The organism is Streptomyces sp. NPDC053755, assembly GCF_040677675.1.
In the GTDB taxonomy this organism is placed as follows: domain Bacteria; phylum Actinomycetota; class Actinomycetes; order Streptomycetales; family Streptomycetaceae; genus Streptomyces.
On the sequence record NZ_JBFASK010000069.1, the window covers coordinates 1 to 9,832 of the forward strand.

Consider the following 9,832-nt stretch of genomic DNA (forward strand, 5'->3'; position numbering starts at 1 on the left):
GCACCCAGAAAACGGCACATGTCACACACCAGAACCCGCCAACGGGCAAATGTCTTTTACATCAGCGCATTTGGCGGGCCATCAGGCAACACACGGCGCAACCCGTATGCCCGGACCGGCAATTGTGCGCCCGTACCTACGGGATGCGACAGCCGGGACGTGATCGCGCCGTCGTGTCAGGGCTTCACGAGCACCTTGAGCGCGGTCCGCTCGGCCATCGCGCGGTAGCCCTCGGGCGTCTCCTCCAGGCTGATGGTCCGGTCGAAGACCCGGCCTGGCTCGACCCTGCCCTCCAGGACGTCGGGCAGGAGCTCCTCGATGTACGCCCGGGTGGGCGCCACGCCCCCGGTCAGGGTGACGTTGCGGTGGAAGACGTCGAAGCCGACCGGGCCCTCCAGGTACTGCGGCACGCCGACCCTGCTCACGGTGCCGCCGTCCCGGGCCACGCCGAACGCCGTCTCCAGGGCGGTCAGACTGCCGACGCACTCCAGGACGGCGTGCGTGCCCCGGCCACCCGTCGCCTCCCGCAGACGCTCGACGCCTTCCTCCCCGCGCTCGGCGATGACCGCCGTGGCGCCGAACGCGCGCCCCAGGTCGGTGCGTTCGGTGTGGCGGCCCATCAAGGTGATCTCCTCGGCGCCGAGCCGCTTCGCGGCGAGCACCGCCGACAGGCCGACGGCGCCGTCGCCGATGACCGTCACGGTCTTCCGGGGCCCGACCCCGGCGGTCACCGCGGCGTGGTGCCCCGTGGCGAACACGTCGGCCAGCGTGAGCAGTGAGGGCAGCAGGGCGGAGTCGGCCGGGACCGGCAGCCTGACAAGTGTGCCCTCGGCGCACGGTACGCGCACCGCCTCGCCCTGCGCGCCGTCCACGCCGTCCAGGCCCCACAGGCCGCCGCGCGCGCAGGAGGTGTGCAGCCCCTCACCGCAGAACGAACAGGTGTTGTCGGCGTACATGAACGGCGCGACGACCAGGTCGCCGGCCGTGAGCCCGGAGACCTCCGAGCCGGTCTCCTCGACGATTCCGAGGAACTCGTGGCCGATGCGCATGCCCTGTTCGTCGGGGGGCATGGCGCCGTAGTGCAGCAGGTCGGTGCCGCAGATCGCCGAGCGCAGCACACGCACGACGGCATCAGTGGGCTCCTTGAGCTGCGGGTCGGCGACATCCACCACACGGACGTCGCCGGCACCGAACATCACAGTCGCTCGCATCAGTCTTTCCGATCACGTCGGTCTATCGTGGTCCCCGAACTCGTGCCCACGGAACGATCATTCGAACCGGCTTCGGGTGGGTAGTGTCATGGGCATGGCAGATTTGGGCCGGGTGCCGGTTCACCGGCCGCCCCCGGCCCTCGATGGGACCGGACCCGGTCCGCCCCCGCCGAGTGGCGCCTCGGGCGCCTCTCCCCACCCCCGACCCCTCGCTGAAAGGTGCTGCTTCTTCTCGTGTCTCACCGCGCTCCGACCGTGACACCGCCCACCCACCCGATCGCCATGCTCACCGCGGAGGAGGTGCACGCGGTCCGCGCGATCCTGGAGGCGGACGGACGGCTGGGTCCCTCCGTGCGTTTCGTCTCCGTCATCCCGGAGGAGCCCGGCAAGGCGAGCCTGAGAGCCTTCGTCCCCGGCTCTCCGGTCGACCGGATCCTGCGCGTCCAGCTCCTGGACCGGGCGGACGGCGCGTCGTTCGAAGCGCTCGTCTCCCTCACCCGCGGCACCGTCGACTCCTTCGAGCGACTGGACACGCGCCATGCCCAGCTGCCCATCCTCAACGAGGAGTTCGTGGCCGTGCAGGAGATCCTGGACGGCGATTCCCGGTGGCGGGAGGCATTGGCCCGGCGCGGCCTCACGACGGAGACCGTGCTCGCGACATCGCTGTCCGCGGGCCACTACGACATCGAGGGCGAGGCCGGACACCGCATCATCCGCGCCTTCGGCTTCGACCAGCCCCACAAGCACGACCTGCCCTGGGGCCGCCCGATCGACGGCCTGGTCGCCTATGTCGACCTGACGGAGAAGCGGGTGCGCGAGGTCATCGACCACGCGGTGGTGCCGGTGCCGCAGGATCCCGGGAACTTCCACGACCCCGCCTACACCGGGTCGCACCGCACGTCGATGAAACCCATCGAGATCACCCAGCCCGAAGGCGTCAGCTTCACGGTCGAGGACAACCTCGTCCGCTGGGAGAACTGGACGCTCCGGCTCGGCTACAACATGCGCGAGGGGCTGACCCTGCACGACATCTCGTTCTTCGACACGGCGCAGGACCGCGACCGCTCCGTGATCCACCGCGCCTCGATCGCCGAGATGATCGTCCCGTACGCCGACCCCTCCCCCACCCGCTTCTGGCAGAACTACTTCGATCAGGGCGAGTACCTCTTCGGCAGGTACGCCAACCCCCTGGAGCTGGGGTGCGACTGCCTCGGCGAGATCCACTACATCGACGCGGTCATCGCCGACGAGGCCGGCGAGCCGCTGACCATCCCCCACACCATCTGCATGCACGAGGAGGACTTCGGCGTGCTGTGGAAGCACACCGACCTCCTCGTCGGAGTGCACGAGACGCGCCGCCAGCGACGCCTGGTCATCTCCTTCTTCACCACCGTGGGCAACTACGACTACGGCTTCTACTGGTACCTGTACCTCGACGGCAAGATCGGCTTCGAGGCGAAGGCGACCGGGATCGTCTTCCCGTCCGGCTACCAGGAGGAGCGCGGCGCCTACACCAGCGAGATCGCTCCCGGCCTGGGCGCCCCGTTCCACCAGCACCTCTTCTGCGCGCGGCTCGACATGGCGGTGGACGGACACCGCAACGCCGTCGACGAGGTCGAGGTCGTACGGTTCCCGATGAGCGATGAGAACCCGCACGGCAACGCCTTCGGCCGCCGGGCGACCCGGCTGCGCTCCGAGCGGGAAGCGCGGCGGAGCGCGAACCCGGCGCTGAACAGGGAGTGGCACGTCGTCAACCCGGAGGTCGTCAACCACCTGGGTCAGGAGGTCGGTTACGCGCTCGTTCCCGAGGGGCTGCCGACGCTGCTCGCGGACGAACAGTCCTCCATCGCCGCCCGTGCCGCGTTCGCCCGGCACCACCTCTGGGTGACCCGCCACGCCGACGACGAGCGCTACCCGGCGGGGCACCTGGTCAACCAGCATGCCGGGGGCGCCGGGCTGCCGGCCTGGACGAGCGCTGACCGCTCCATCGACGGCGAGGACGTCGTCCTGTGGCACACCTTCGGCCTCACCCACTGGCCGCGGCCCGAGGACTGGCCGATCATGCCCGTGGACAGCTCCGGCTTCACCCTGAAGCCGGTCGGCTTCTTCGACCGCAACCCCACCCTCGACGTGCCGCCCAGCGGCAGCGGTGGGCACTGTCACGGCGACGGGTCGTAGGGAGGTCCTCGGCCCGCCGGGCTGCCGTCGCCTCGGCGCGGCGGCCCGCCGGCGGGCCCGCCGCGGCGCCCCTTCAGTCCTTGAGCGGGTGGGCGACCTCGTCGGCCGGGAGCCTGGCCCACACCGTCGCCAGCACGGCCGCGACGCCCGGGACGACCGCGGCGATCACGAAGGTGGTGCGCGTGCCGATGGCGTCGGCCACCGGCCCCGCCAGCGCCATCGACACCGGCATCAGGCTGATGGAGACGAAGGAGTCGAGGGCGGCGAGGCGACCGAGCATGTGCGGGGGGACCCGGCGCTGCAGCAGGGTGCCCCAGATGACGGACGACGCGGCGAAGAGCGCGCTGAGGAGGAAGGCGGCCGCTATCACCACGCCGATGTGGTGGGCGTACCCGACCGCGATCAGGGGGAGGCAGCTGGTGCCCCACATCAGGTTCATCACGGTGAGGTAGCGCCGTGGCATGCGGATGGATGCCATGACGAGCGAGCCGGCCGCCCCGCCGATGCCGTACGCGGCCATCACCCAGGCGTGATCGCTCGCCCCGCCCCCCAGCCGGTCCTTGATCAGGAACGGGATGAGCACCTCGACCGGTCCCGCCATCATCAGGATCATCACCGAGGCGAACAGCAGGGTCGCGAGCAGCCAGGGTGTGCGGACCACGTAGCCGTAACCCTCGCGCATGTCGGCCACGGCCGAGCGGACCGGGTCGGCGGGGTCCGGTTCGTCGCCGGATTCGCGGCGCACCGGCGTCAGCGGCACCAGTGCCAGGGCGACGAGTCCCGCCAGGCAGGCCACGGCCGCGATCCCGAGCGCCGCTGCCGGCGAGGCGGCCCCCACGACCACGCCGGCCACGCCGGGGCCGATCGCCTGGCCGATCGTCGGCCTCACCATGCCCTCGAAGCCGTTGACCGCCATCAGGTCCCGCTCGGGGACGAGGGCGGGCAGCCAGGCGTTGTAGGCCGGGTAGTAGAAGGCGTGGGCCATCCCCGTGACCAGGGCGACCGCGGCGAGATGCCACAGCTGGGTGGAGCCGCCGAGCGCGAGGACCGCGACGATTCCCATGCCGACGAGTTCGACTCCGGCGACGCCCAGCAGGATCAGCTTCTGCGGTACCCGGTCGGCCACGACGCCCCCGAGCAGGGCGGGGAGCAGGACGCCGACGGCCGCGCAGGTCGACACCACCGAGAGCTGGGCCGGCCCGCCGCCGATCCGCACGACCTCCCACACCTGGGCGACCGCCCAGACGCCCGCGGCGAAGGTGGAGAAGGCCAACGCCAAGGCCAGGCGTCGGTATCCGGGGTTCCGGAAGGGGGTCAGGGCGCGTGGCAGCCGCCGGCGCGGCGTCGGCTCCGCCGTCGTCGTACGTTGCTCGGTCATCTCGTCTCCCGCAGGTCGGCCTCACAGCGCGGGCCGGCATCGCCGAACCATGTCGTCACGGAACGCGTCGGCGTCCCACCGTTCCGAGCCCGCGGTGGCTCTCCGGTCCGTGTGCCCCGGACGGCGCTCATGGTGCGGGATCGCACGACCGTCTTCGCGGCGGCACGCGTCAACGCCCAGGTGTCGCGGTACGGGTGGCGGTCGATCAGGATCGTACACACAGCTCGTGGGTGGTCCGGGAGGCTCTTGGTAACGTCGTTTCGACGGACATCCACCATGGGGCCCGTTCTCGCGAGGCCCCATTCTGCGAGTGGGAGGAACGTGCCCGAGCAACCACAGCCCCATCCTGCGTTCGAGGCCGACTACGACCGGTTCTGGCGGCGCTACCGCTCCGAGAAGGCCGAGGTCCAGGAACTCGACACCATCGGACTCCTCGGCGAGCTGAGTCCCGGGATGCGCGTCCTCGACCTCGCCTGCGGCTTCGGCCGCATAGCCAACGGCCTCGCGGCGCGGGGCATCGAGGTCGTGGGAATCGACTCCAGCGAGCACCTTCTGGAGATCGCGCGCCAGGAGGGCCACAAGGGAGCGACGTATCTGCACGGCGACATGCGAGACCCCCGGGTGGACGGGGAGTTCGACGTCGTCCTGGTGTGGTCGACCTCCCTGGGCTATTACGAGGAGTCCGACGACGAGGCGACGTTGTCCGCCGCCCTGAGAGCCCTGAAGCCCGGCGGCCGCCTGCTGGTGGAGAGCCGCCACTGGGACGCCTTCGGGCGCACCTTCGACGGCTACACCGAGAAGAGCCACGGCGACGACGTCCTGCGCGAGTGGCACCACTACGACCCCCTGCTGGGGCGGCAGGTCACCGAGCAGGAGGTCGTCGTGGGCGGACGCTCCACCCGCCGCGCGTACCACGTCCGCCGCTACGGCATCCCGGAGCTGCGGTCGCTCGCCGTACGGCTGGGCTTCGACCGGGTGACCGCGCACGACGAGCACGGGCGGACGCTGACCCCGACGAGCGAACGGGCGGTGCTGCGGGCCCGTCGTCCGCTCGCCGGTGCCAGGCCGTAGGGGGCGTCGCGCCGGTCCCGCAGGGTCGCGAACAGCCGGCGCCGCTCCCTGATCCGGCCTGATCGGCACGACACCCCCCGGAGCGGGGTCCTCCTCAGCCGAGGAGGGCGCGCACGACGTCGGGCCGGTTCAGGGCCGCGGCGCACCAGGCGAAGTGACCGTCCTTGCCCTCGGCGTCGTACGCGTTCGCGGTGATGAGGGAGTACGCCGCGCGGTAGACGAGGAGCGCCTCGCGCTCATGGCCCAGGCGCTCCTCGATCCGCCCGTAGAGGTCGAGTTCGGTCTCCAGGGCGTGCTCGCCGTACATGTCGAAGATGGAGGCCGCCACCGCGGCGTCGAAGACCGGGTCGCCCTCGGTCGAGAAGAAGCCCCAGTCGAGGACCGCGGTGGGGGTGCCGGCGTCGTCGACGAGGATGTTGCCCAGGATCAGGTCGCCGTGGATGACGGACCGCCGTCCGCTGTCGATCTCGCGCAGGCGGGTCCGCAACGCGTCGAGCTTCTTGTCGAGGTCCTCGACGGCGGGGGCGAGCACGTCGCGGAAGCGCTCCGCACGACGCTCGGCGAGTGCGTGGAGGGCCTGCGGGAAGTCCTCCGCGGCGTCGTAGAGGGAGACCTCCTCGTCCATGACGGACAGGGCCCGTCCTTCGGGCAGCGGTCCGCTCGCGGCCAGCTGGGCGAGGACGTCGACGAAGGCCGACCTGGCCTCGTCGCCGGTCATGCGACCGGCCTCCAGATGGTCGGCCATGGTGGTGCCGGCGAGCCGCCGCTCGATCGTGACGCACCGGCCCTCGACGACCTGGATCTCCTGGATCCCAGGGACGGCGAACGCGAAGGGGCTTCCGGCCAGCGCGTCGTAGAACTCCCGGGTCCGCCGCAGGGCAGCCTCCGACTCGCCGAACCAGATCTTGGCGACCCGGTCCTGGTCGATCTCGTAGACGAGCCCTTCCATCCCCTGGCCGAGCAGCCGGGGTTCCGCCCCGCCCGTCCAGCGGTGCAGGAGACGGGTCGCGTCGTCATGAGTGGGGACGTGCATCAGGCCACCTTCTCTAGGGGGTTGTCGGGTCGGGCCCCGCGCGGCGCAGGAACGCTCACCACGCTACGCGAGTGCGGAGGGGGGACGCGGTGGCGTCGGCCGCGGTGCAGACGGCGCGATACCTGTCGAACAGCCGGCGGGCGAGGCCGTCCGCCCCGTGCCCGAGGGGGACGCCGTCGAAGGCGGAGACCTCGACGACCTCGTCGAGCGTGCCGCAGAGGAACACCTCCTGTGCCTCGTGCAACTCCTGCGGACGAAGGGAGCGTTGGGTGACCTTGAGGCCGAAGTCGTCTCGCAGCAGGTCGGTCAGGACGGCACGGGTGATGCTGTCGAGCGCTCCGTCCTCGGGCGGCGGACTGACGACACCGTCGGGGAACACCGCCATGACCGCCGCTCCGGCGGTCTCCGCCACGGTGCCCCGCGCGTTCAGGAGCAACGGCTCGTCGCCTCCGGCACGGAACGCGGCCATGCGGGCGAGCCGGAAGGCGGAGTACACGGCGCCGCTCTTGGCCTGGGCGGGGAAGGCGGGGTCGTCGACGCGCGTCCAGGGGGTGCTGACGAGGCGCACACTCCGCAGGGGCGCGCGCTCGCGGGTGTACGACGTGATGTACGCGCCCATGCGCATGCGCTCGGGGTCCGCCGTGTAGGCGCCGCTCTCAAGGTACAGGGTCGGGCGTATGTAGAGGTCGAGCTCGCTCGGTTCCGCCCGGATCAGGTCGAGCACGCCCTGCCGGAGCTCGTCGAGCGAGTGGGGCAGCGGAAGGTGCAGCAGCGCGGCGGAGCGCGCGAGACGCCGGAGGTGTTCGTCGAGGGCGATCACCGCGTGCTCGGAGCGGTCGGCGATCTTGTACGCCATCACGCCCTCGAAGACGTTGACGCCCCGCATGGCGGTCTCGGTGGTCACGTGGACCACGGCGTCCCGCCAGTCGCTCACCGCGCCGTTCCACCAGATCTTGGTCGGCTTCTCCAGGCTCATGACAGCTCCTTCTCCCCCGGCGGGGGCGCAGGGTTCGCGGTGGTGGTCGAGGCGACGCGCGGGCTCTCTGCCGCGGTACGCGGCGCCGGCGGCAGGGTGACCGAGTCGTCGGTGCGGACGCCGTGGGGAGACAGGCGGAACGGCAGTTCGGGGGCGTGCGCGCGGGCCATGGCCGCCCGTACGGCGGGCAGCGCCCGGTCGGGGACGCTGACCAGGACGTATCCCCCGCCGCCGGCGCCCACCAGCTTGCCTCCCTGGGCTCCGGCGGCGAGGCAGCCGGCGAGCAGCTCTTCGGCGCGGGGGGTGGAGATGCCGCGTCCCAGAGCCGACTTGAGGGTCCAGTTCTCGGTCAGGAGGGGGCCGAACCGCTCGACGTCGCCCTCCTCCAGGGCCTTGCGGAAGGGGGCGACCAGGGTGCGGATCGCGTGGAGTTGCTCGACCCGGCGCGTGGGCCTTCCGGGGCGCCCGTCCGACCGGGCGGTCCGGTCGGCGTCCCGCTTGGCCGACGCCACGATCCGAGAGGCGTCGCGGCTGCCGCCCGTGTCGAACAGCAGCAGGTTGTGGTCGATCCACGAGGCCGCGTGGGGGTGCGGCGTCAGGGGGGAGACGTGGACGGCTCCGCCGGTCCCGATCTCGATCGCTCCGAGCCCGCCGTGGGCGGACGCGTAGGAGTCCTGCGGTCCGACCATCCGGCCGGCGTGCCGGTGCTCCCAGGCGTAGGCCGTGCGCGCCAGTTCGGCGGGACCGGCGCCGGGGTGGAGCAGGCCCGCCAAGGCGACGAGGAAGGCTCCCGACGATCCGAGGCCCGCGCCCGCCCGGGCACCGGAGGTGCTCGTCATCCTCCAGGGCCGCCGCCCCCAGTGGGGATGGGCCCGCAGGAGGGACGCGACCAGGTCGTTGAGCACGGGGTCTCCGGGAAGGTCTCCCGTGTGATCCGACCACCGTGTCTCGGACCGCTCGGCCGCCTCGGTCAAGTGGATGCGTATCTCGGCGTCGATGGCCATCGCGACGACGTCTCCCCCGAACTCGGCCGAGTAATCGGGGAGATCGGTGCCGCCGCCCGCGAGGGATATCCGCAGCGGCGCCCGGCCGCCGACACCACCCACGCCGCTGGTCCAGTGTCCGTGCCGTGTCATTCGCTCGCTTGCCTCCCGAGTCCCTGCAACGCATCGAAAACTAGCACCGTGATCGTGACAGGCACCTCCGGGGCGTGGGGAGAGCGTGCGACGATGGCGCCGTCGCGCACGGACGAACGGCCCTCGGCCAGGCACGGGAGAACCCATGACGCCACCGGATCACCAGCCGGTCCCCCGCCGGATCGGCGAGCGCCGACGCCATCGTCTCTCCCCGTGGTTCGACGTCGTCGAGGCGGTGCTCCACGAGGGGACCGAGACCTCCACATGGCACTTCCAGGACCACCCGGGTTGTGCCATCGCCGTACCCGTGACCGCCGCCGGCACCGTCCTGGTGTCGTCGGAGTACCGCATCGCTCTCGACCGCGTGGTCCTCGAGGTGCCCGGCGGCCGGATCGACGAGGGCGAGACGCCCGAACAGGCGGCCTTGCGCGAGATGTTCGAGGAGATCGGGGCGCGGTGCGAGCGCGCCGTCTTCCTCGGCCGGTTCCTCAACAGCCCCGGAAGCTCGAACGAGGTGACCCACGCCTACGCCGCCCTCGGGGCCGAGGTCGCCGCGCCGCGCGAGGGCACGGTCGAGACCACGCTGGACGCGCTCGTCGCCGAGGCCGCCCAGGGGACTGGCGCGGACGCGTCGACGCTCACCGCCCTCCTCCTCGCGCAGTCCCGCGGCCTGGTGCGCCCGACGAGGTGAGATCCGTCCCGTCACGCCGCGCGCCAGCGGCCCAACGCGGTTGCTGGAAAAGCGTCTTGAGCGCCGCCCGCACGTCGGCGACTGCCAACACGGCTGCCCATGAGGGGGTTTGGTTGTTGGCGGGTTCTGGTGTGTGACATGTGCCGTTTTCTGGGTGT

The 9,832-nt window shown here is 71.7% G+C and carries 8 protein-coding genes; 3 read left to right on the forward strand and 5 right to left on the reverse strand.

What is annotated here, in order from left to right:
* Window positions 1-176: 176 nt before the first annotated feature.
* Window positions 177-1,211, reverse strand: a complete 1,035-nt coding sequence (locus AB0K65_RS31990) for an alcohol dehydrogenase catalytic domain-containing protein (protein ID WP_365722747.1) — start codon at window positions 1,209-1,211, stop codon at window positions 177-179.
* Between the two features lie 255 nt (window positions 1,212-1,466).
* Between AB0K65_RS31990 and AB0K65_RS31995 the strand changes: the two genes are divergently transcribed.
* Complete coding sequence (locus tag AB0K65_RS31995) at window positions 1,467-3,389, forward strand: primary-amine oxidase (RefSeq protein WP_365722749.1); 1,923 nt, start codon at window positions 1,467-1,469, stop codon at window positions 3,387-3,389.
* Window positions 3,390-3,462: 73 nt separating this feature from the next.
* Here the strand turns inward: AB0K65_RS31995 and AB0K65_RS32000 are convergent, their stop codons facing one another.
* Window positions 3,463-4,767, reverse strand: a complete 1,305-nt coding sequence (locus tag AB0K65_RS32000) for an MFS transporter (RefSeq protein WP_365722751.1) — start codon at window positions 4,765-4,767, stop codon at window positions 3,463-3,465.
* A gap of 321 nt (window positions 4,768-5,088) precedes the next feature.
* On the opposite strand from AB0K65_RS32000, the gene AB0K65_RS32005 reads away from it, so the two are divergent.
* A complete protein-coding gene (locus tag AB0K65_RS32005) occupies window positions 5,089-5,838 on the forward strand; it encodes a methyltransferase domain-containing protein (protein ID WP_365722753.1) in 750 nt (249 codons plus the stop codon).
* Between the two features lie 94 nt (window positions 5,839-5,932).
* Here the strand turns inward: AB0K65_RS32005 and AB0K65_RS32010 are convergent, their stop codons facing one another.
* Genes AB0K65_RS32010 through AB0K65_RS32020 form a run of 3 tightly spaced genes read right to left on the reverse strand, consistent with a single transcriptional unit; the run spans window position 5,933 to window position 8,983 of the window.
* Window positions 5,933-6,871: a phosphotransferase gene (locus AB0K65_RS32010; protein ID WP_365722755.1), complete on the reverse strand. Its 939-nt coding sequence runs from the start codon at window positions 6,869-6,871 to the stop codon at window positions 5,933-5,935.
* 55 nt (window positions 6,872-6,926) lie between these two features.
* A complete protein-coding gene (locus tag AB0K65_RS32015) occupies window positions 6,927-7,847 on the reverse strand; it encodes an aminotransferase class IV (protein ID WP_365722757.1) in 921 nt (306 codons plus the stop codon).
* On the reverse strand, window positions 7,844-8,983 hold the full coding sequence (locus AB0K65_RS32020; RefSeq protein WP_365722759.1) for a hypothetical protein: 1,140 nt from the start codon (window positions 8,981-8,983) through the stop codon (window positions 7,844-7,846). Before AB0K65_RS32020 ends, AB0K65_RS32015 begins: the two co-directional genes overlap by 4 nt.
* A 145-nt stretch (window positions 8,984-9,128) precedes the next feature.
* Here AB0K65_RS32020 and AB0K65_RS32025 point away from each other — a divergent pair, with 145 nt between their 5' ends.
* Window positions 9,129-9,674, forward strand: coding sequence for an NUDIX hydrolase (locus AB0K65_RS32025; protein ID WP_365722761.1), 546 nt, complete (start codon window positions 9,129-9,131; stop codon window positions 9,672-9,674).
* Window positions 9,675-9,832 lie beyond the last annotated feature (158 nt).

Coding starts and splice junctions, on each gene's coding strand:
- AB0K65_RS32020 (WP_365722759.1), bottom strand. CDS start 8,983: ATGACACGGCACGGACACTGGACCAGCGGCGTGGGTGGTGTCGGCGGC.
- AB0K65_RS31990 (WP_365722747.1), bottom strand. CDS start 1,211: ATGCGAGCGACTGTGATGTTCGGTGCCGGCGACGTCCGTGTGGTGGAT.
- AB0K65_RS32025 (WP_365722761.1), top strand. CDS start 9,129: ATGACGCCACCGGATCACCAGCCGGTCCCCCGCCGGATCGGCGAGCGC.
- AB0K65_RS32010 (WP_365722755.1), bottom strand. CDS start 6,871: ATGCACGTCCCCACTCATGACGACGCGACCCGTCTCCTGCACCGCTGG.
- AB0K65_RS32000 (WP_365722751.1), bottom strand. CDS start 4,767: ATGACCGAGCAACGTACGACGACGGCGGAGCCGACGCCGCGCCGGCGG.
- AB0K65_RS32015 (WP_365722757.1), bottom strand. CDS start 7,847: ATGAGCCTGGAGAAGCCGACCAAGATCTGGTGGAACGGCGCGGTGAGC.